The organism is Gemmatimonadota bacterium (genome assembly GCA_026706845.1).
Lineage (GTDB): Bacteria > Latescibacterota > UBA2968 > UBA2968 > UBA2968 > VXRD01.
Map to the genome: position 1 here is coordinate 68716 of JAPOXY010000135.1, position 21742 is coordinate 90457.

The following is a 21742-nucleotide window of genomic DNA, read 5'->3' on the forward strand; positions in this document are numbered from 1 at the left end:
TACCCCCGTTGTTCGTATTGGGTTAATCTTTTCCTCTGCCGGATTTTGCGCCATAATCTTGCCAGCCCCAATCCAGATGGATTCGGGGTATGGAAAACTCGTAATACCAGCGAATACTCACGGGTTCGTGTTGAGGTTCCAGGTATGCATAAAAAAGAGCAGATCGGCCGGTCACTTCATCCAGCATCCCTGCAGGGGTGAGTTCCGACAACAGGTTCGGATCTTCTTCCACTTCCAGGTAACGCAGCAAATCATTTGTGTGGTTTTCGGCGCCGCTGGAACTCACCTGAACGGGTGTCTCATGTTCATTCCACCACGGCAAGTCCGATGCTGGCTGAGATTCTCCGTCTGCCGCCTTTGCCCAGATCGGTGTACTCCAGGCAAACTCTCCATCGTTCTGGCGAAGCCGTATGTAGTAGGCATTCTCTTTGAGCGGATGCTCATCCACGTAAGTCAGATCTACGTCCAGCGTGTTCGGACGCCAGGTCTTCAAGCGTCGATCATTCCGGATGAGATCTACGCGCTGCACGGTTGAGCATGCGTGAGCTACCACGCGAATTCTGGCTGGGCCTGAAAGCTGTATCTCGCTGCCAGAGGGATTGCCCCCCAGCGAAACCATCAGAATGATTCGAGCCCCAGTCGTTGCAAAGGTTCGTTTTTCAGCGACAGCTTGCCAGATGGCCTTTCGTTCACAGCGAGTGGCCCACACACCTGCCAGAGGACCCGATCCAAATCCGGTGTCACGGATGTTGAGCACCTTGTTGAACCGACCCCGGAAGCAATGGGGGGCCATTGGGGCGCCCAGTGTGGGCAGATGGATATCTCCCGATCCGATAACGGCTGGTCGATAGCCGTACCTCAGTGCCTTCTGCAAGAGCCACTCGAAAGCGCCGTGACCGCTGGCCACTTCCAGCAGTGGTTCGACATTGGGCCGAAAAGCGTCCCAATTTGGCGGTCCTCCTCCAACGTGGGATTCAAGAAGAACATCCTCCCGATCTCCGTAGGTTTCCAGCAGAGTTTCCATCGACGAAAAGGTCGGCAGGTACCCATCTTCCATCTCCCGGAACACGACGTTTCGGTCTCCTCCGGAGCGCGTGTGAACTTCCGATGCGAGGAAGGGTACATATATTCCGGGCTCATCGTGATTGGTATATGCCTGTTGAAAGGCTTCCCACAGTTCGGGTTCGTCAGCCTGATCTGGTGGCGACATGGGGCCCGGAGCCGCAAAATCCAGCCGTCCCACTGCGCGGGCTTGCCTGTGTCGGGCATCCGGATCCAACTTGAAGCTGGGCTCGTCCATCAGCGCCATGGACGTATCGCCCCAGGCGTGGGAGTGAAAGTCTCCCCAGAGTAGCCGGAAGTCCGGAGACTTCTGGCAGAATATCGGATTGCTTATGGCTCGAAGGTCTCCATCCCTCGCTTCAAGGCGATAAACGCCAGGGTGGCTAATCTGCACGCCCTCCAACCTCAGGACGCCGTTATGTACTGGCTCAAATACCGCTCGATCCGGCAGGCCCGATACATTGTCGGGGGCAGTTAACTGGACGACGCCCCGATATTGTTCACACACATTTCGATGGATATCGAAAGCGACCAGATTGAGGTGAAACGATTCGCCCTGTTCGACAATGGATGGTCCCAGGATTCGCAGCATATCTGCGGATGCTTCTGAAGTAATGCGAATCCGGGTCTCTCCACCCGCGATGCTGACAAATTCACCACCGCCATTGCGATCTACGGCTGCCTCCAGTCGCGCCATTGTAGTCGAGTCATAAACTTCAGCACCTGGACCACCTCCGCAGCGATCACCGATTCGCAATCTGACCCAATCTCCCTTTCGAAGGGCCCCTTTCGACACGCGAACCCTCGCAACTTCGGGTTCGTGACCATGGTCGGAATTGACAGTCAGGTCCAGCCTGGCGTCAGAATTTGACTCCATTGTCACATAGTCGCGTCCCAGTAGGTTATTCAGCTGAGGGGCGTGGCCCATGAGGAATCCGCGGCGGAAGAAGCAGAATCCTCCACCATCCTGCACATCCGCTGCAGCAGTAAATGTGATCTCCCACGTGCCGACTTTCCCAGCAGGCAGATTGAATGTGGATCCCGATGCAACAGAACCATCTGCACCCCGAAACAGGACCTCAAATCCATCGGGTTCATCCCCGGGAATCGAGGCATGGATCCACTCTATGCGAGCGTTTTTTGACATACGGTATCATCCGTTAATTCAGAAAGCCGCGAACGGTTGTCATATACCTTCTGAAATGCCTCTGCCGTTTGTTCGATCCAGATCGGATCGGGATCTACAGGGGTAGATAGCCAGAAGCACGTGCTATGTATCCTTTCGCTGATCGGCAGGCTGCCCGGTCGATACGATTTTCTCGCGTTATCTGGAAGATATCCCCAGGGACCCCCAAGGCCCTCGAATGAGAAATCGTTGAACAGTGACTCCAGATGCATCACACCATACCCGTAAGGCGTTATCTCCGGTTTTGTCCGCACCCCTTCGGCTACCAGCGCTTCCAGAACTTTCGACACGGGTACTCCATAGGCTTCGGGATCGACCAGACCCGCATACAACAGGAGACCGCCGCGGGTAGCCTTTGGATAGGCCTTCTGAGTCTCAACCCCCTCTACATTCTCGAGAAGCTCGTCCATTTGTGCAAACCACTTTCGGCGCTTTTTGTTGAGCTCTGAAAGGCGTTCGAGCCGCCCTCGAGCCATCGCGATACCAAAAGGATTCGCCCTGTATTTGACGCCCAGGCCCATGTTGTGCAATCTCTTAAACCGATCGGTTTTCCACGATCCCCCACAACGACCGTACTGTCCCAATGCCATCATCTGATCATAGAGATCATCGTCATCTGTCACCACCACCCCTGCCTCCAATCCCGTAACTGGCTTGCTGCCCTGCAGACTGAAGCACCCAATGTGGCCAATGCCGCCCACTGGCTTGCCATCCCACAGAGCGCCGTGTGCGTGAGAGGCGTCTTCAATCAGCTTGATATCGGTTCCCGCGATCAGGTCCAGCAGTCCATCCATATCCGCCGGATTCCCATAGACGTGTGTGACGACAATCGCGCATGTCCTGTCTGTGATTCGTTGCTTTACATCTTCCGGATCCGCACAGAAGGTGTTCGGATCTACCTCGCAGAATACGGGTGTTGCGCCGCAGTGGAGGATGGGTGAAATCGTGGCATGCCAGGTGACTGATGGCACGATCACTTCTTTGCCAACACCGGCACCTGCAGCAAAAATGGCCGAGTGCAAAGCTGCGGTTCCATTGCACGTACAGATCGCGTGCTGGGTCTTTACCAGTTTGCTGAAATCAGATTCGAAGAGCTCGAGATGTCGCCGGGCTATCTTCGGATCGTCCAGTACCTCGTTCACGTACGACTTTTCAAGCGGGCCGATATTTTCCCACCCATCTCCTACTGGAGCCGTAACGGCCTTTGGGCCTCCTTCAATTGCCAGAAGTGATTGTGCCATGGTATTCTCCTAAAGTAATCTTTACCCTGGTTGAGATATTTGGAATGAAAAAAGGTCCTTATCCGTCCAGCCCTCTATTCCATTTGTATAAAAGCCATTTGCTCAGCGCCTGCCCATCTCCAATTTGCCACGCCCAATCTTCGAGTTTCCCGAACAGCATCCGCAGCACTTCTTCCAGCCCGGGTTCGCGGAGCCTGTTGTTTATTTCGTCTGGATCAGAGGGACGATGATAGAGTTCCGGAGGTCGCTCTGAGTTGACGATCAGTTTCCATTCATTTGTTACAATACACCTTTCAAACATCGTAGGGTCACTTTCCGGAGGACAGTAGAGACCATCCTGACGATATGGATGGTTCTGAATATAAACAGAGTCACGCCATGGACCTTTGCCAGAAAGCAGGAGTTCTCTCGCGCTGTGACCGTGCAGGCCATCGGGAATGTCTAACCCGCAGAGATCCAGGATGGTGGGCACCAGGTCTGCGTGACTGACGAGTTCGCTTCGGACTCCAGGTTTGATCTTTCCGATCCAGTAGAAGATCAGAGGAATTCTGCTCGCCGTATCGTAGCAATTCCGTTTTGGCTGAGGATTCCATCGATAGACAAAATCATGCCCGTGATCCGATGTATATACAATCAAGGTGTTTTGCTCGAGGCCCAAAGCATTCAGGACATCCACCATCCGGCCAACGTTTTCATCAATTCTGTTAACCATTGCATAGTACGTGGGGTACTGGACCTTTCCCTGAAATCGCTCGCAGTTTTCCGGGGGAGCGGTCCACGGTGTGTGCGGAGGCCGGAAAGATACGATCAAGCAGAATGGATTCTGGTGGTGTTCGCGAATAAACTGGATTCCGCGGTCGAACTCGAAGTCAACACGGTACTCGCCTGGTTCTTCACGACCAAAATCGGGAATTGCAGACTCGTGATTGTCGGGCACGGTCCATTTCTTCATGGGCTCTCCAACCCATTGTGATTCACTCCCGTCATGACCTTGCCAGACATCAAAGTAGTCCGGAGGAGGCTGGATCGGTCTTCCCGATACAGGTCGATCGAAAGGCTCAGGCGTCGGACCTAGATGCCATTTACCGACGTAGCCGGTGGTGTAACCCATATCGTGCAGGAGCCTCGGAAAAGATGTTGTGTGGTCGGTCAAAGTCACATCGTTGTCCCAGACCTCAGTCTTGTGGGGAAATAGTCCCGTCAGGATTGAAGATCGGGCCGCGGAACAGAGAGGCTGGGTCACAAAAGCCGATTCAAAACAGGCACCTTCACTTGCCAGTCGGTCGATATGAGGAGAAATCGCATTCCGATTGCCGTAACATCCCAATGAATCAAACCTCTGTTGATCAGGAAGGATCAGGATGATGTTGGGAGGTCTCCCTTCTGTCTCACCTATATTTTTACCTCTGGTCCAATCGTCCGATTGCCGCTGGTCCATCTCCTATCTCCTATTTTCCAATGCCAGAATTTGACCCGAGAGCCAGTCGGTCTGTTTTATACGCAGAGACTCAAGTCAGAGATGCCCGCCAGACTCCAGGATACGCTCTTCCACTCTGAGAGGGGTCGGTCGGAGTCCAAAATCTCTCCACCCCCAGTCCACATGGATTTTGGGCATGTCGAATTCAAAATACCAGCGAATACTGATGGGATCTCGATCGATACCAAAATATCCGAGGAAAAGCGCACATTTTCCGGTGACCTCCTCGATTACGTCGAAAGGGGTCAAATCGTGAAACTCCTCGATCTCTTCTTCCACCTCCAGGTAACGGTAAAGATCGGCTTCGTAAGACTCCGCCTGGTTGGGCCTGAAGCTCGTGAGATCAAGAGGCTCGTGCGCGTTCCACCTGGGCAGGTCATCTTGCTCAGATCCATCCGGACAGAAGGTCCAGATTGGCGTGGACCATGCATATTCACCGTCGATTTGGCGGAGACGAACGTAATAGGCTCCCTCTCGCAGCGGTATCTCGTCGGCATAGGTCAGATCTATATCGAGTGCATCGGGATGCCATGAGTGGAGACAACGGTCATTCCGAATCAAGTCTATTCGCTGCACGGGAGCACAGGCGTGCGCGCAAATGGTGATCTCAGCAGGAGCCGCGATTTTGGCCTCGCTGCCCGCAGTGTGTCCGTTGACATCTACGGCCAGGATGATGCGCGCCCCAGTGGTGGCGAAGGTGCGCCGATCCCGAATCGCCTTCCAGATTTCGTTACGCTCGCAGCGCGCTGCCCAAACGGCGGCGATCGGTCCGTTCCCATACCCGGTGTCTCGGAAGTTCAAACCAACATTGTGCCACCTCCCGAAGTAGTCTTTGGCGGCGATTGGAGCGCCCATCGTAGCAAGGTGGGTGTCCCCCGATCCGATAACGGCTGGGCGAAAGCCACAGCGCAGGGCCCACTGGAGCACCCATTCAAAGCAGCCATGCCCGCTGGCGACCTCAAGAAGCGGCTCGTGACTGGGACGATAATCGTACCATTGGGGGGGACCACCCCCGATGTGGGCTTCAAGGATCACATCCTCCCGATCTCCAAACTCGGCCATCACTTCGTCCATGGTGCAGAAGGTGGGGGGATAGGTTTCAGTCCATTCGCGGTAGATCACGTTCCGATCCCCTCCAGGTCTCGGGTGAACCTCTGAAGCGAGAAAAGGAACATAAGTCCCCGGCTCATCGTTGTTCCGATAGGCTTGCTGATAGGCACGCCACAGCTCTGGTCGATCCTCCTGGATTGGCGGAACGGCCGGTCCCGGCGCTCCAAAGTCCAGCCGGCCGACTCTCCGCAACTGTTCGTGTCTCCGCTCAGGATGAATCTTGAAGGTGGGATCGTCCAGTAGCGACATGCTAATATCGCCCCATCCGTGACAATGGAGATCTCCCCAGAGGAGACGGCGGTCGTGCTGTTCCTTGCAGAGGATGGGATTGCTCACTGCCCTTAGACCGTGGCGTTTGTTTTCCGCGATCAGACGGATAAGGCCGGGTTCTGATATGCGAATGTCTTCCAGAATCACGAGCCCGCTGTCACTGGAGCCCAACGAGATGGATTCGGGCAACCCCTCAACCGCTGAAATCGGACCGGAGAAGGTCACTCGACCCTCAAATTGCTCGCAGATATTGTGGCTTGCATCGAAGGCCATCAGATGCAGTGCAAAGGCCTCATCGGGCGTAACGATCGACGGGCCCAGAAGCCGAAGCCGCGCCGGTACAGGATTGGATGTGATGTGAATCCTGCAGGGGTTGCAGGCCAGTTCCCGATAGACGCCATCCCCTGTTCGATCCACGGCGCTGGTAATCCGACCCAGAGTCGTTCCGTCATAAACGGCGCTCCCTGCGCCTCCATAGCTCGAATCGCCAATCTGAATGGTGAAGGAATCACCGGTTTTCATCTCACCCTCATCGACCAGCACCTGGGCGAATCCCGGACGGTGGGACTGCTTTTCTGAATTGACGACCAGGCGTAAGGCCGCATCACATTGGGTTTTTAGAGTGACGAAATCACGTCCCTCTGGGTTGTAGTCCTGAATTCGATGCGAGAACAGAAACGAGTGCCGCTGAAAAAGAAAACCGCCGCCGGCAGTTATGGTTTCTGATGCGGTGGCAGTAATCTTCCACATCCCCAACTTGCCTGCGGGCAATTCCAGATCGTGCCCACAGCTACGTGAGCCGTCACTTCCGTGAAATTCGACCTCGAATGCATCGGGCTCGTTACCCGGCACAGGTTGGACTGTGATGTTGACGCGCTGCACTCGTGATTTCGGCATGGGTTCTCCTCAACAGCCGTTCGACGAATCACGGCGCCAGAACAAGTTCATGTTCAAGATTCGGTGGATGGAATTCATTTGCAATGTGATCAGAGACCACCGTTCCTCCATTTGTTCAGGACATCACTGGCGACTTTCATATTGAACTGGTGTCCGCCGTCAAATTGATCGACAAATAACTGATCCAAAGCGCCGGCTGCCCCATATGCCTTCCGCACTCTGACTAGGGCTCTCTCCGCCCATTCGCGTGGCGCCAGTCGATCCCTCAACCCCCATTCTATTACCATAGGGCGGGGGGCGATGAGAGAGAAGATCTCCGGCGTATCCCCATACTGGAGAAGTCCCGGGATGAGTTGTGCGCCGCACTTCTTCAAAGCCTGATAACGTTCCTGGTACATGCTCAGACAACCCGAGGGTACGGCAATCTTGACCCGTGAATCAAAAGCAGAGATCATCATGGTCATTCGACCTCCGAGCGAAATCCCTGCACAGCCAAGCATCTCACTGTCGATATAATCGAGGGACTGAAGCACATCGAGTGCCGCCTGTAGATCGCACAGATGTAGTGCCACAACGGTTGTGCCCATCAGCGTTGCACAAAGGTAGTTGCGCATGCAATAGTCAACCCGGGGATTTGGATAATTGGACCGTCGTTCGCCAAACCCGCGTAGATCGGGCATCAGGGTGACGTAGCCCTGCTGTGCGAATTTCTGGCCGAAGTTGTATCCCTTCGTTACAATTTCTTCTTTCCGCTCGGGTGAATTGTCGATCCCCGCCACACCATCTTTCCCAAACTGGCTGTGCCCATGCAGGCAAAGGAGACCCGGAGTCCGATTCTGTAACTCCTTGGGAACGAGCAAATAAGCCGGTACGAACACGTCCAGTTCCGTCTGGTAGCGAATGCGATGGCGTACGTGGTCCCCACAATCCGTTTCAGTCAGGAATTCCAGAGAAAGGTCCGACCGTTCCGGGCGAAGGCCCAACAGTTCCACTACTGTTGATCGAAATCGATCCTGCCACCTCTCCAGTTCATCGACCGTTGAGCCGTCGAATAGCATTGATGGCTCAAACTGATCCAGCAGTTGCGAAAGGTCATCTTCGAAGATGATGGGTCTCATTGTCCTGTCTCGGTAGTATAAAATTTAATTCAGCAAAGCACAAGCGAATCCAAATCTCTTTGGGATTCCCGGGATTCTTTGGTTGCGGGCTATTCAAACCAATGAGGGGATTGTGGGCGCTTCGTGCGAATCGAATCCAGTGCTGCCTCACAGATAGAAACTATGCGCGCACCCCATCGAGCCGGGATCGGATTACTGATTTTGCCATCGAGCAGATTCAGATAATCGACCACAGAGCGTCCCCAGCCGTGTCCACCAATTACTTCATGAGCAGATGATTCTTCAATTGGAACTGGCTCATGGCCGCGGCGGAAGAGTTGACCTTTCCACAATGTGCCCTCGGTGCCATATACGGCCAGAAAGCCACCGCCCATTCCCTCGCCCATGCCATGTCCGGAGCAGCCGCTTGTCACAAAGACTTTGCCTGTGACGCCATTTTCAAATTGAAGGATCACAATATAACAGTCATCATCTGGAAACACCGGAATGCTGAGCTTATTGCTATAGGCATAGACCTCCGTAACCGGGGATTCGACGGTCCACAAAATCAGATCAAGTGGGTGGCAGCCGCCGCCCAGCAGGATATTCTGGGGATTTTGCCGATCAATGCGCCAGGGTGTGTGGTTTTTGCCTTCGGGTGAATAATGGCTCCACATGTCATGGATGTAATCGCCCTGAACAAAGAAAACATCGCCAATCTCACCGGATTGGGCCATCAGTGCCATTTCGTGCCAGGGATGCAGGTAGCGCATGGTTTGGTCGGTCATGACGTGCCGGCCACTCTCTACCTCTGCGTCGAGGATGCGTTGGGCATCTGCCACTGTGGTGGCAAGCGGTTTTTCCACCAGGACGTGGCAGCCCTGCTCCAATGCCATGACAGTCTGGTCGGCGTGCAAGTGATCCGGTCCCGCCACGACTACAACATCGGGCTGTGTTTCTCGCAAGAGTCGAGCGTACTCGTGGCCAGTCAAGGCATCCGGATATTGCTCCTGCATCATGTCCAACTGTGCCTGCTGTGGATCGACGAGCCCCACAATTTTTCCACGTCCATCAGCGGCGGCTACTTGGGCCACGTTACGGCCAGCGCTTCCACAGCCGCTAATCAAGAATTTGTAAGGTTTCATGGCAGACACCTCAAATACTCAATGTACGGTTTCAGGTGCTGTGTCGTACGTTGGTTGCCGTCCCCAACTCAAAGGCGTACAGGGTGGCCCGGTTCATCTCGAAGCGGATGTTGACCTTCTTGCCGGCAAGCAGCGAAAGGTCTGGGCTCCCTTTCCACTTCAAAGACAGCCGGAATTGATCACCAGAGACCCGTTCGCATTCGTCGAACGAATAGCCGGGAAGCGGATCGGCTGGTTCGGGTGGATGCGGAATGTTCTCATAGAGAGCGGCTCGAATCCATCCGCCCCGGTCGGCTGTATAGTTTAGTAAAAGCTCTCCGCCGCTTATCTTCCGACTCTCCAGGGTAAATGCCCCGCGATTATCCGCTCGTATGCCCCCGAGCCGGTGCTCCGGCCACATCGCCAGCCGAAACCGACCGGCTGTATTGACGTCCCGGTAGTACACTTCGTGATGTCGAGCCGTTCTGCCGCTGTATGGCAGCGCAAAGCGCCCGTCCGGCAGTACGACCAGTCCCGGTCCTCCATATACGCCACCTTCGTCGCCGCTTCCGTTTTCTCCGCGCGGAACGATCGGCTCCCGCGATGGCCTCGACCAGTTGACTCCGTTGCTGCTGACCGCCAGTTGCATCTCTACGCTGCAGTCAACCTGGTGGAAGACGGCGGGAAACATCAGGTGCAGGTCAGTTCCGGGATAACGGCAATAGGCGTTGGTATAGAGCGAGTCGCTCGGTCCATCCAGCGCATCCGCAGCGAGTATCGGTTTTGGTACCGGCCACTTCGAAAAGTTTTCGGTCTCTGACATCCCCACCGCTCTGCGCCCGTCGATTTTAGTCCTGAAATACCCGACGTACCGGTTCTTTTTGACATCGAAATACGCCACGGTCTGCGAGTCGCAAAACGCTTTGAAAACCGGTTCATCGAGTACCGTCCACCGTATCCCGTCCACAGACGTCATCGCACGGTGTGTACCCACCAGCCGCACCTTCTTCCGCACCTCGTCACGGTTGTAGCCCTGTTCGCCCAGTTCTTTCCATTTCGCAAGACCTTCTTTATTGGAAATCTCATTGCCCGCTTCGTCGTACCACCGCGGGCTATGGCCGAGTTTCTTGTAGCGATCGCCTCCTGCAGGGTTCTCGTCGATGAATACCGAACCTCGAAGGGCATGAGGACCGACCAGACAGATATTGTTCTTCGTCGAGCCTTCAAACTCATATAGCCCGAGTTCCGGTTTGTTCCAGCGAAAACCGTCTTCGCTTTCGGCATAACACATGAACTGTGAAGTAGGGGGGGCACCACTGCGCGCTCCGTACCACATTCGGTACTTGCCGGCATCCTGCCTCACCGTCACGTGACTGATCTGCTGTCTCTCCCAAGGCCGGTCGGCGGCCACCACGACCTCCGACTTCTCCGCAGGTGTAAGCACTAGGCGAATCCCTTCGGGTACATGAAACGGATATGCATTTCCCGCCTCGTCGTACCGTGAGGCGCCAGCGAATACACGCGAATAACTCAATAATGGTTCCATATGCCCTCCAGTGCCTCTGAGACCCGAACGTTCACTATCTTCTTTTTGCACTAATTTCAGCGATGGTATCACCGGTTATTTTGACTGTGTGGGTATCTACTCGCTCGACGTCCTCACGGGCAGCTCTGGCCTCGGCACTATCAGCAGACTGATATTCGGTCGCGAATATATATGGGGATGGGATTGTATAAGGTGCGATTTCCCCGATTCGTCCCATGGCTTTGCGAGCGCCCTCTCGGAGCAGATCCCGGGCTTTGGTGGGGGAGAGGGAGAGGGCAGCCGTGCGGCTGAGCCCCTCTTTCACGACAACGCCTTCGATGTCGGGAACGTATCGTCGAGCCTCATCTACAGCAGCCCGATCCCCGCTGATGAAAACCGTGGGCACGCCAACCTCACCGGCATGGGCTATGTTGAAACCAATTTCACCGATCAGTTCATCGTTCAACCAGCAGTTGGCAATGCTTCGGGAGCTCCAGCTGTGACACAGCACACCATCAGGCGTGTTCTCCATCGCGTGATGGCCATACAAAAACTGCGCCTCAAATGTCAATCCCATCTCCCACGCAGAGCCTCTGGGGCGACCGAATATCACCCGGGCTTCGCGGTGGATATGTTCGATATTGATTCCACCACTGCCGTGTCCGTCCAGCACGATAGGATCTGTGGCGCCTCCTTCCATAGCACCGTCTATGAGGGCGTTGATCTCCAGAGTGGCGAGATATTTTGCCTGTTCGTTGTCGCGCCCTCCGTCGTAAGTCTGAGTTTTGAAATCTACGACGCCAGCAGTGCCTTCCAAATCGCACAAGATAAGAATTCTCATGGAAAGTCTCCTGATGAAATTGACGATGTTTTACGTTGCCAAAATACATGATTGTGGGGCGTTCCTGCAAGCAGAGATGCGCCCGCCCCTCTTAGAGATGCTCTGTCCAATTGCGTTTGACTTCGACATGGTCACTTTCTATCTTGCCCCTGAAAGATATTTTGCTATTTGGGTCGTTTTTTTTCGGAGGATTGGACGGATGATGGCTAAACCGAGTTTTCGCAAGCCAGCACCGGAAGGGGTGGTGGAGCAGATCGGCATCGGTACTGGTACGGGCAATGGGATGGTGGTCTTAGACGACGGCTCCCTGGTGATGGTTGTGGGGAGTCGTTTTCATATCTCGACCGACGGCGGACAGACCTGGGGCGAGTCGCGGCCGTTGAACTGCGAGGCAATGGGAAGTTCGTCCAACCTGTCGTGTATAAAGCTGCAGTCGGGCAAGCTGGCACTGGCGCACCGGGGCAAGGAGGAGGCGGGACTGGGGACGGAGATGTTCAACTGGAATCCCTTTTATCTGTCGGTGTCTGAAGACGAGGGCCAGACCTGGGTGGGCGCGTGGCCGATGAAGCTACTGGGTGGACCATACCACGATGTGATGATTCAACTGTCGAGCGGGCGGTTGCTGATGCCCAGCCGGATCTGTCACAGCAACAGACGGCACCCTGGTTTGGAATACGAGCGGGTGAGTAGTTATGGGATCTGGAAGGGGCTGCGGTTGCAGGTGAGCGGACATTATCACTATCCGGAGGTGGATATTGCCGCGGTGAGTTATTCGGACGACGAGGGACAGACGTGGCAGCAGTGTCAGGGGCAGTTGATGGGCTGGTTTGACGCGGAGGGCATTCCCAACGGGCGCGGAGGAATCACGGCGGTGGATGAACCGAGTGTGGCGGAATGCGCGGATGGGCGGGTGATGCTGCTGGCGCGATCTACGGTGGGGCGGCTGGTGCAGAGCACCAGCGAAGACGGTGGAGAGACCTGGACGCCGATTTTGCCGAGCGATCTGGCGAGTTCGTACTCGCCGCCGAGGCTGCGGCAAATTCCGAGCACGGGCGACTTGCTGTGTGTGTGGAACCAGGTGTCGCGGGATGAGATCAAACGGGGTTACCGGCGGGGGAGGCTGTCGGTGGCGATTTCCAGGGATAGTGGCGCGAGCTGGGAGCGGTTCAAGACAATCGAGGTGAGCGAGGGGATGGAGGACGTGGAGCGGGTGGTGCCGCAAGAGCCGATTACGCCAGTGATCGGGTTGCCCGATGTGGGTATGCTGCCAGAGGGGTTCGCCACCTTCGACTATCCCAATGTGTGGTTTGCGGGCGATAAGGTGTACCTGACCTACCACCGGAGCTGGGTCGAAGCGGACGAGGACGCCGGGGAAGCGGTGACACTGGGGGAACGGAAAGGGAAGGCGGGGAAGCCACGCGAGATGGTTCTGCGCATTTATCCGCTGGCGGAGTTTTATCGCTGAAATGTCGTTTATTCTATTTCTGTATAGTCGGAGGTGAGGGTTAAATCACCTGACTTCACATTAATAAAGCAGGCGATTGTTCCTTCGGGCCGCGTGGCGGTTACCACCCATTGCTCGGCCCTCTTCCTCAGCTTTGCAGGTGATTCGATCCACTTCCTTTTGCCGGTTATTCCGGTATCAGTCGTTGATATCAGAAAGGCCGCATCCAAGGGCCTTGATGATTCAAAAATCACTGTGAACTGTCCGCTTTCAGTCCTGGACGAAATTTGCCTGGCCCAGGGTTTGCCCTCTTTGACAACGCTGTCTGCGAAGGTATAGCTATCCGGAGGTTTCATACCGGGCTGGTGCCCGTGTTTCATGCCGGGGATCAGACATACCATGTATGGCCCGGATACAGTGCGATAGCATGAGGCCTGCTTGTCCAATGGAAAGTGCTGGTCTCCCGGCCAGGAGAGCCACAGGGTCGGGGTTTTCACTTTTTTTAAGCGTAAAACGGGGTCCCAGACCTCCTTGTAAAGGTCATTATTTCCAAGTGCCCTGCCGTATTGATTGGCCGCCTGGGATAGGTTCCCGCATCCGTACGTCGGAATGGCAAAAGCAAAGCGGTCGTCGATACCGATAACCGTGCTTGCAATAATGCCTCCCCAGGAGATACCCATCAGGCCGACGCTCGTACTATCTACCTGCGACAGGGAACGAAGTAGCGAGTTCGCCAGGATTGCATCGGCAACGGCGTGATACATCCACTGTTCTTCAATCGGTTTGTCGGCGTCACCGTAAATACCTGTGCGAGCCGGTCCTGACCAGGGATGTTTTTTCCACCTGTTGCGCCTGGTGTCGCCGGGTTTCCCTGGCTCCCGTTCATCTGTCTGCCCTTCCACTGCGATACTGATTGCCGCGTATCCGCGGGCATTCCACTTTTCAACCCACTCCTTAAAGGCGGTTCCGCCACCGCCATGGATTAACACGATTCCCGGGACCTTGTGGCTCGACGATGCCTCCTCAGGGATACCGAGCCATGCATAGACGCGGGTTGGTTTTCCCTCGTACATAAGTGCATCAAAGTAGATCGTCTTCAACTCACCAGCACCAATACTGACGATTTGTTCCTTTTCATTGCGAACAACCGGTGTATCTGTCAGCTCAGCCAGTGCGCGTATTCTCGATTCCTCAGTGCGGTAATCAGCTTGCACGCTCAAAGTCCTCAGCATTGCTGTGAAAATAACCGTCCATGTAATTATTCTCATTGTATTGTATTTCTCATGTTCTCCGAAAGTCTTGATCGCCCTATCTCCTGAAGGGCTTCCGCCTCATCGAAGAATATACGCCTTCCAGAGTTCCGGCCTTTTTATGCCATACCAGTGCCTGTTCATTGGCGTCTTTGACATATTTGAGTGCCTCGGTAATAGGCTCTCCCATAGGATCGAAATACCCGGTCTGGGACTTACCCGTAGCGTCATGCGTTCCGGCCCAGGTTTCGATATACCCACACGTCTGCCAGCCCAGCATAAAGGGCAGGTTCATGATTCCCTTTAAATATACGGCGTACTGTTTGCCTTTATCCTCGATAGTGGGGACTTCTACCCCCTTCACCCTATCCATTTGGGGGCGCAGGAATCCATAGGCGTGGTCGCCGTTGATGATGGGCTTTCCCGTCTTTTCATAAATTCTCTGCAGTTTTTGTTCGTGAGCCGGCGTATAGAAATCGTAATCCTGGATCAGCACCACATCTACGTAATTTTTCACAATATCCCACACCCAATCGGGTTGGGGCCTCGCATTTTGTATTTTATCGCCAAAAATCAAATGATGGGGGTCGTATTTCCTGATGGCATCGTGGTGAGCCTTGAGATAAGCGTCAACGATTTTTGCATTCATAAGTGCCTGATCGGTAAATCCCATTTTGGGATTTTGGGGCATCCCATACTCGCTTATTTCGAAAAAATCCTCCCACGTATTCACATTTAATCCGTACATTTTCCCAGCCTCAGCATGTGAAAACATCATAACTGTTTCCTCTTTTCCTTAAACCTGAATTAGTCGAGTCTCCCCTGATAGCAGGCATCGTCCCACAGGGTCGCGCGGAAGCGTGGCTCATTACCCGTTAGTACCGCAACCGCATCCTTGCACGCATCGGTGAAACAACGTCGATGGCAGAAATCCGTGCCCCCTGCGATGTGGGGGGTTGCCAGCACGTTGGGATGCCGACGAAACCAGGCATCTGGTGGGGGAGGTTCCGGTGCGAACACGTCAATCGCCGCAGCTATCTCCCCGGCCTCAATGCGTTCCCACAGTGGATCTTGCTCAACCACTGCCATGCGCGTGACAAGCACGAACAAAGCTCCCCGTGGCAAGGCGTTGATGACTTCTCTGCTGATAATTTGCTGGGTTGTTGGCGTTGGAGGAAGGCCGACAACAAAGACTTCGCTGGACGCAGCCAGTTCCTCAAGTGACGGGGCACGCTCGACACCGTGTGCCGCAAGTGTGGCATCTGCGACATAGGGGTCGTAGATTCTCGTGGCGCACCTGAATGGCGCAACCAGTTCGGCATAACGCTGATTGATGCTGCCGAATCCGGCGAGTCCTACACGCCTGCCTGTCAGGTCCCCATAGACAAAGCCTGGTTTTTTCCACATGTGAGATTTCCATTTGCCCTGGCGTACGAGGTAGAGTGATTCGGGAATATCGCGGATGAGATTGAGTGTCATGGCGAGCGCAAACTCGGCAACCGATGGCGTCATGCTGCGCGACGTATCAATAAGCGGGATGTCGCGGTCTGCCAACTCCTGCAGGTCAACCCAACCATCGAAGCGATTGTCAAACGTCCCGGCTAAGACCTTCATTCGCTCGGCAGATTGCCAGTCTTGAGGGGTGGTTGCAGGACGGTGCCAGGGACCTATCACAATCCCATCCGCAACGGGAATACGCTCGAGGAATCGCGTGAATGCTTCTTTGTCCTGTTGATCAATCTGGCGGATGATTTCGACTTCGCCCTGCGTCTTGAGGAACGCACAGCCTTCCTCGGTACACTGTCGCTGTCGATTGGAATCGGTCTCGAAAACAAGAATGTGCATGGGCTTTTCTCCAGGTACTTTGCTACTATCAATTTTGTGGAAAATGAGCAACGGTCTCGCCGCTCTCATCGAAAAATTCTAATCTGGCTGTGCCTTCTGGTTCAACAGAAAGTCTTATTCGGATACGCCCTTGACCATCGTGTAAACACACAAGCGCGAGATTATTCTCTTTGCCGACAAAAACTCGCCGCGCATGAGGGTGTTCTACTTCCAGACGTTTCAATGCGGCTTCCTTTTCTGGACCTTCGGGAAGATCCGAGAGGCGTTGGAATTCCTTAGCCCACTCGTTTATGGGCATTTCGGGACGATCCACTATATTGAGACTCGCAGAGCGACGACCATTTGTGTCCTCATGTTGGATAAAAATTACTTGATCCTGGCGGTATTGGTCAAATGTCAGAGCTCCTCCAGCGTAATACGAGCCATCTTCATTGCGTTCCCCACCGTGGGCCAACCCGCCACATTCGTTACCCTCATTATTAAAAAAATAAATTCCAGCGGGACGTTTCCCATCAGGTTCGCCAAATTGTTCTCCATCCATAAAGTGACCGGGTGAATGTTTTGTATTACAGAGAACAAGGCGCAAAGTCCCATCTGGTTCGATGACATTCAGGCGCTCAATAGACAACTCTTTCAGATAATTCGAGGCTTCCTGTGTCGTCTCGGTTGCATCTTGTTGGACTTGTTTGCTCTGTTGGTTCAGTCGTTCACGCAATTGACTGAGTTGATCGAGTAGTTGAGAAGCGTCGGGAAGTTGCCTGTCGGTATCAGATAGTTCTTCATCAGATCTTTGAATCTTCAGTACAGTCGTGCGCTGTACTTCAAGGAGTTCTCCTCCCGTTTGATACAGACACTCTATCTGTTGCCACACCCGATCCAATGTTTCACTCGATGTCATGGAAAGCTCTCCTTTCAAATGGTTCGATTTTATTATTCTCAACAATAATTGATGAACGATCTATTGGAGCAACATCAATTTCAACAACTAATATCTTTGGATCGTTGGTGTAAAAAACATTGTTCACAACAGTGTTATCCCTCCCTGTTGGCGCAGGGATATTTTTCTGATCAAGATAGTCCACCCTTACTGGATCGTCCGTTTTTTTATTTAAAATCTGAATATATCGAGTCAGGTTCTTATTAGATCCGATGAATTTATTATCCTTTATGATGTTGGCAAATCCCGCTAATTTGACAACTTCTTCATTGTAGGATTTTTCATAACAGTATAGAATATTATTCCGGACAGTTACAAATGAGGCCGCGTATTTGATATCGATATATTGTCCCAGTAATCCCGGTCCCAATATGCTTTCCTCAATTATGATATTATGGGCTCTTGCCATTTTCCCTCTTTCTTCAAGCCCTTTTGATGAACCAATATAAAAGCCTTCTCCTTCATGGGCGTTATAATCTTTATCCAGCCATTCTCCAATATGATGGATTTTCATTCTTCTAAAGGTGTTATGGTGACTTTCATTCCTGATAGCTACAGCAGTATTATGTGTATGATGTATATGCACATCTTCAATAACATTATGGTGTGATCCCGATCCCAATAAATATAAACCGATACGAAAACCATGCGTGTTCCAATACCCCTTGTCCAGAGACACTTTCTTCCCGGTTATTTCTATGCGGGAAATGTTCCAGAACGAGCCACTTAGTTTGATTGCTACCAAATCCTCTTCCTTTTTTTGACCAACTGTGGAAATTACAGCATATCGACCCTGGCCTGTGTTGTCTTTTGATGTAAGGGTGATTCTATTTTTATCGGACCCATTTGCATGTAGCTTAAAACTCTTATCGATTTCATACACATTGCCGCCCTGAAGCATAATCGTATCACCTGGCTTGACGGTACCCAATGCATCGTAAACATCCTTGCTTGTAGCGCATTGATAAATATCGTTATCACCAGCGTAAAGCACATTGATATTGGCAATCAACAGGGAAAAGGAAATAATTATAGGGAGCATGAGTCGTTTCGGGGCTAAATTGTTAATGACGTTTTTCATACATCCCTCACCATATCGTTCTCAGCCGACAAAGTCATGGATTCTTTGATATACGCTCAATTTGGCCTGATCTAATTCCTGCCCATATTCCTGAAAAAACAAAGGAGACTACGAGTTCTTCCGTAGCCTCCACTGATGATCCTGCCAATGCGTTTCAATTTTTTGAATAGAACTTTTGATCCATTGAAACGGGCTTTGTTTTTAAGAGGGGGACGGCAAAGCTGTGAATATCCTCTATCATAGCTACAACAAATGCTTCATCCACTCGTCTGCCCCAGTAGAATCCGTGGTCTTTACCCGGATAAATTTTCACCTCGATCGTCTTTCCACCATCCCTAATCGCAGGAATAATATAATCCATATTGACGTGTTTTAAAGGATGGACATCTCCGTGAAGGACGAGTAGGGGAGTTTGAAAACGGCTTACTTTGTCTTGAACTTTGGCAATAATATCTGGTGTCCAAAACTTTGCAGGGTCGTTGATTGGCTCATATCGAACCGCCTGGTCAGCTGCGGGTTTTGTCAACATCCCAGCAAAAATAATCGAAGCAGGTTCTCCAGCAACTGCCGCGCTTACAGAGGTTCGACTGATCAGTTCCAGCGTCATACTGCCACCGCCACTGCCCCCCATTACGACAATACTTTCGGAATCCACCTGATCGAACTTTCGCACAGCTTCTACAATGGCCAGAAAATCCAGAATGGGTCCTTCGGCCTGTGGATTGTCGCTATAATCCCGACGAGTAGCCTGAACAGTAACATAGCCCAGTGCTAAAAATCGGGTTTGAATGGGCCCTCCTGTCAGATTTTGCTGTCGTCTTTCCTGGTTCTGGTATCCGAGACCACCGTGCATAAAGACAATTGCAGGAAACGGCCCATCGCCTGGTGGTACGCGATAAGATGCTTCTGCAGTTGCTCCATCGCCAGAAGGTGTGCGTAGTTCGTGAACGGGTGAAATAGATAATGGTATTGGCACCGGTTTTACGCCCTCAGCCAATGGAGAATTTTCATTATCACCAGCCATCATTCGCTGTTCTTCTTCGGTATATTCCCTTTCAGGAGGTGTTGGGTTCAAGCCAAACTCCTCTCGAGAAATAAAGCCGTCTTTGTTCGAATCCCGTCTATCGAAATTCGCCGCATTACCACTAAACTCTTCCCTGGAAATTCGACCATCCTTATTTGTATCACGCCGAGCAAAGTTCCTCTCACGTCGTTGTTCCCTGCTTTCATTGGCATCCTGAGCCAGGACAGGCACAGTAAAAAGAAGTACTAACAAAACACTCCGTACGAGGGTCATTTTTTTCCTATGGCGTCCAATGTGCAATTCAAAAAATAAGAGACTTGTAGAATATATTACGGTGGCTCTTATATGTCAAAGCCTATCACCATTCGACAGCCGTGCGACCTCCCCGCGCAGTCGGGCATTCTCTGTTACGATCTTGCCAGCGCGAATGTCCGCCTCCCTGAACTTTGCCATGAAAACCGCTCCGTTTGGCGTGCGATTGTAATCATAAATGATGTAGATTGTTCCATCGCCTGCCTGCACGCCATCGGGATAGGTGACCTTCTCCCGTTCATCCAGCATGAGTCCGCCCTGCCACGTCAGGCCTTCATCGTCGGATACAAACGCCACCAGTTTCTCGCGTCTCGTCTTTTCGTTCATGGATCCATGCTTGACCAATAACAATGCGCCAGATTTCAAACGACGCACAAAAAATCGGGTGGTAGGATGTGGTATTTTAAGACGTTCAACGGGCGTCCAGGTCTTTCCAAGATCGTGAGAAACTGTCTGGCCGATGCCACGGACTCGCACCAGCATCCAGAGTGAGCCGTCCTTTCGCTCAACAATCATCGGTTCATCAGGCCCCCGCAATTCCGCGTTGACAATATTGGCAGTACCACGAAGCTCGAAGGTCTTACCCTGATCGCGCGAGGCATAGACCTTGATGCTGTTGTCAGTCTTCCATACAGACGAGGTAAAGAGCCAATCGCCATTCGATAGTACCGTTGGTTTGTTCAGCATGATGCCATTACCCAATCGACGCGGTTTCGACCATGTTGGGTTCTCTGCATCTGGATTGCTGGTGACAATAGTCCATATGCCGTAACGGCCATCTTGTTGACCAAAACTCTGTCCCCAGAAAACCCACATCCGATCCTGGGGGTCGGTCCAGATGGAAGCGGACATAGCCCGAACGTCCCTACAGGGCAGTACCATGACTTGTGGATCTGACCAGGTGTGTCCATCGTCATCACTACGAATCAAGACCTGGTAGTTTCGCGGGCTTTCGACATCTCGCCCGTAAACTGCCCACAACCGTCCCTTTGCGGTGCGTTCGATGCCTGGCACGCCCTGTCGTGTAGTCGGCGGCACATGCTGTTTCCACGGATTGACAATGACCGTCGCCGGTTCGAGTGCAATATCGGCATCACGCTGTTTCTTTACTTCTGCATCTGTCATGTTGTTTTTCTCAATCTGGGCACCTGAGATACAAACTCACGATAAAGTCCTTCAATCTCCTGCGCTGCGATCCAAGCATAGTATTGTGGCTCAGAGTTGATGTAACTCACCAACCTGTCGGAGGGCTCCTCAACCCATCTTTTGGTATCTGAATCGCTGAACCAACTCTTGAGTACAGGCAAATGTGAATGGTCGAGCGGCTCAAAGATCAGCTCAGGTTTCTGTCGATTGCGCCCCATTGACTTCTCTGTTCTGTCAACCCAAGATCCCTCTGGAGACCAGATAGGATTCGAGCGTCTCTACGGTTGTATAGTGATGGGTATTCAGTCCAACAGAAAGGGCAGTTTCGACGTTTGGCATCCTGTCGTCAATAAACAGGGATTCCTCGGCAGCAACACGCATGGTTCGCAGCACATGTGTGAACGCCCGTGGACCACTCTTGGTGATTCCAGTCTCATATGAATAGAACTGCCGCTCAAAGACCTTCAAAAAAGGATGATTTTGTCTGACGAAATCACCCCATTCTCTTGCATGATCTGAAAGGATGACTACATCCATCTTCTCTGCCAGCGATGTAACGAGTGCGATTGCGCGATTATCGGATCGAAGGAGGTTCCGCCTTATCGTTTCTCTCAGCCCCTCTACGGTGACCGGCCAGCACTTCTCGGATATTATCTCGCTAAGATACTCATCCTCCGTTATACGCCCCACGAACAAAGTTGTGAGCAGATTTCCACTAAAGCCTGACAAGATTTCATCTTGTGGGATTCCCAGTATTGGCTGAAGTTCTATTTCTATTCCGTACAGGCCAGAAACAAGTACCTCAGAGAGATCGGAAATGATGAGCCTTATCATGTTCTGTGATTCTTTCGGCAAATAAGCCTTGTGGTTTCA

The 21742-nt window shown here is 52.7% G+C and carries 17 protein-coding genes; 1 reads left to right on the top strand and 16 read right to left on the bottom strand.

Features of this window, described 5'->3' with window-relative positions:
- Positions 1-22: 22 nt before the first annotated feature.
- The 8 genes from OXG87_13175 to OXG87_13210 form a co-directional block, all read right to left on the bottom strand.
- Positions 23-2209 carry a DUF3604 domain-containing protein gene (locus OXG87_13175; GenBank protein MCY3870505.1) on the bottom strand — a complete coding sequence of 729 codons (2187 nt, stop codon included), beginning with the start codon at positions 2207-2209 and terminating at the stop codon, positions 23-25.
- Complete coding sequence (locus OXG87_13180; protein ID MCY3870506.1) at positions 2188-3489, bottom strand: DegT/DnrJ/EryC1/StrS family aminotransferase; 1302 nt, start codon at positions 3487-3489, stop codon at positions 2188-2190. The genes OXG87_13175 and OXG87_13180 overlap by 22 nt, the downstream gene beginning before the upstream one ends.
- A gap of 58 nt (positions 3490-3547) precedes the next feature.
- Positions 3548-4927 (bottom strand): sulfatase-like hydrolase/transferase, encoded by a 1380-nt coding sequence (locus OXG87_13185; protein ID MCY3870507.1) that lies wholly within the window; start codon positions 4925-4927, stop codon positions 3548-3550.
- Positions 4928-5002: 75 nt separating this feature from the next.
- Positions 5003-7243, bottom strand: a complete 2241-nt coding sequence (locus OXG87_13190) for a DUF3604 domain-containing protein (GenBank protein ID MCY3870508.1) — start codon at positions 7241-7243, stop codon at positions 5003-5005.
- An 89-nt stretch (positions 7244-7332) separates the two neighbouring features.
- Positions 7333-8361, bottom strand: a complete 1029-nt coding sequence (locus OXG87_13195; protein ID MCY3870509.1) for a dienelactone hydrolase family protein — start codon at positions 8359-8361, stop codon at positions 7333-7335.
- 89 nt (positions 8362-8450) lie between these two features.
- Positions 8451-9485: a Gfo/Idh/MocA family oxidoreductase gene (locus OXG87_13200; GenBank protein MCY3870510.1), complete on the bottom strand. Its 1035-nt coding sequence runs from the start codon at positions 9483-9485 to the stop codon at positions 8451-8453.
- A 31-nt stretch (positions 9486-9516) separates the two neighbouring features.
- Positions 9517-11010 (bottom strand): hypothetical protein, encoded by a 1494-nt coding sequence (locus OXG87_13205; GenBank protein MCY3870511.1) that lies wholly within the window; start codon positions 11008-11010, stop codon positions 9517-9519.
- Positions 11011-11044: 34 nt separating this feature from the next.
- Positions 11045-11830, bottom strand: a complete 786-nt coding sequence (locus tag OXG87_13210; GenBank protein MCY3870512.1) for a M55 family metallopeptidase — start codon at positions 11828-11830, stop codon at positions 11045-11047.
- Positions 11831-12029: 199 nt separating this feature from the next.
- Here OXG87_13210 and OXG87_13215 point away from each other — a divergent pair, with 199 nt between their 5' ends.
- The gene (locus OXG87_13215) at positions 12030-13295 is read left to right on the top strand and encodes a sialidase family protein (GenBank protein ID MCY3870513.1); all 1266 of its coding nucleotides are present in this window, start codon (positions 12030-12032) and stop codon (positions 13293-13295) included.
- Positions 13296-13303: 8 nt separating this feature from the next.
- On the opposite strand, the gene OXG87_13220 is transcribed toward OXG87_13215, so the two are convergent.
- From OXG87_13220 to OXG87_13255, 8 genes are all read right to left on the bottom strand, one after another.
- Positions 13304-14542 (bottom strand): acetylxylan esterase, encoded by a 1239-nt coding sequence (locus OXG87_13220; protein MCY3870514.1) that lies wholly within the window; start codon positions 14540-14542, stop codon positions 13304-13306.
- 40 nt (positions 14543-14582) lie between these two features.
- Positions 14583-15302, bottom strand: coding sequence for a hypothetical protein (locus OXG87_13225; protein MCY3870515.1), 720 nt, complete (start codon positions 15300-15302; stop codon positions 14583-14585).
- Between the two features lie 29 nt (positions 15303-15331).
- A complete protein-coding gene (locus OXG87_13230) occupies positions 15332-16369 on the bottom strand; it encodes a hypothetical protein (GenBank protein MCY3870516.1) in 1038 nt (345 codons plus the stop codon).
- A gap of 28 nt (positions 16370-16397) precedes the next feature.
- Entirely contained in the window at positions 16398-17267 is an 870-nt protein-coding gene (locus tag OXG87_13235; protein ID MCY3870517.1) for a hypothetical protein, read from the bottom strand.
- Positions 17254-18387, bottom strand: a complete 1134-nt coding sequence (locus OXG87_13240; GenBank protein ID MCY3870518.1) for a hypothetical protein — start codon at positions 18385-18387, stop codon at positions 17254-17256. Before OXG87_13240 ends, OXG87_13235 begins: the two co-directional genes overlap by 14 nt.
- A 154-nt stretch (positions 18388-18541) precedes the next feature.
- A complete protein-coding gene (locus OXG87_13245; GenBank protein MCY3870519.1) occupies positions 18542-19684 on the bottom strand; it encodes a prolyl oligopeptidase family serine peptidase in 1143 nt (380 codons plus the stop codon).
- 75 nt (positions 19685-19759) lie between these two features.
- Positions 19760-20848 carry a sialidase family protein gene (locus tag OXG87_13250; GenBank protein MCY3870520.1) on the bottom strand — a complete coding sequence of 363 codons (1089 nt, stop codon included), beginning with the start codon at positions 20846-20848 and terminating at the stop codon, positions 19760-19762.
- 255 nt (positions 20849-21103) lie between these two features.
- Positions 21104-21703 (bottom strand): hypothetical protein, encoded by a 600-nt coding sequence (locus OXG87_13255; protein ID MCY3870521.1) that lies wholly within the window; start codon positions 21701-21703, stop codon positions 21104-21106.
- Positions 21704-21742 lie beyond the last annotated feature (39 nt).

Coding starts and splice junctions, on each gene's coding strand:
- OXG87_13175 (MCY3870505.1), bottom strand. CDS start 2,209: ATGTCAAAAAACGCTCGCATAGAGTGGATCCATGCCTCGATTCCCGGG.
- OXG87_13180 (MCY3870506.1), bottom strand. CDS start 3,489: ATGGCACAATCACTTCTGGCAATTGAAGGAGGCCCAAAGGCCGTTACG.
- OXG87_13185 (MCY3870507.1), bottom strand. CDS start 4,927: ATGGACCAGCGGCAATCGGACGATTGGACCAGAGGTAAAAATATAGGT.
- OXG87_13190 (MCY3870508.1), bottom strand. CDS start 7,243: ATGCCGAAATCACGAGTGCAGCGCGTCAACATCACAGTCCAACCTGTG.
- OXG87_13195 (MCY3870509.1), bottom strand. CDS start 8,361: ATGAGACCCATCATCTTCGAAGATGACCTTTCGCAACTGCTGGATCAG.
- OXG87_13200 (MCY3870510.1), bottom strand. CDS start 9,485: ATGAAACCTTACAAATTCTTGATTAGCGGCTGTGGAAGCGCTGGCCGT.
- OXG87_13205 (MCY3870511.1), bottom strand. CDS start 11,010: ATGGAACCATTATTGAGTTATTCGCGTGTATTCGCTGGCGCCTCACGG.
- OXG87_13210 (MCY3870512.1), bottom strand. CDS start 11,830: ATGAGAATTCTTATCTTGTGCGATTTGGAAGGCACTGCTGGCGTCGTA.
- OXG87_13215 (MCY3870513.1), top strand. CDS start 12,030: ATGATGGCTAAACCGAGTTTTCGCAAGCCAGCACCGGAAGGGGTGGTG.
- OXG87_13220 (MCY3870514.1), bottom strand. CDS start 14,542: ATGAGAATAATTACATGGACGGTTATTTTCACAGCAATGCTGAGGACT.
- OXG87_13225 (MCY3870515.1), bottom strand. CDS start 15,302: ATGATGTTTTCACATGCTGAGGCTGGGAAAATGTACGGATTAAATGTG.
- OXG87_13230 (MCY3870516.1), bottom strand. CDS start 16,369: ATGCACATTCTTGTTTTCGAGACCGATTCCAATCGACAGCGACAGTGT.
- OXG87_13235 (MCY3870517.1), bottom strand. CDS start 17,267: ATGACATCGAGTGAAACATTGGATCGGGTGTGGCAACAGATAGAGTGT.
- OXG87_13240 (MCY3870518.1), bottom strand. CDS start 18,387: ATGAAAAACGTCATTAACAATTTAGCCCCGAAACGACTCATGCTCCCT.
- OXG87_13245 (MCY3870519.1), bottom strand. CDS start 19,684: ATGACCCTCGTACGGAGTGTTTTGTTAGTACTTCTTTTTACTGTGCCT.
- OXG87_13250 (MCY3870520.1), bottom strand. CDS start 20,848: ATGACAGATGCAGAAGTAAAGAAACAGCGTGATGCCGATATTGCACTC.
- OXG87_13255 (MCY3870521.1), bottom strand. CDS start 21,703: ATGATAAGGCTCATCATTTCCGATCTCTCTGAGGTACTTGTTTCTGGC.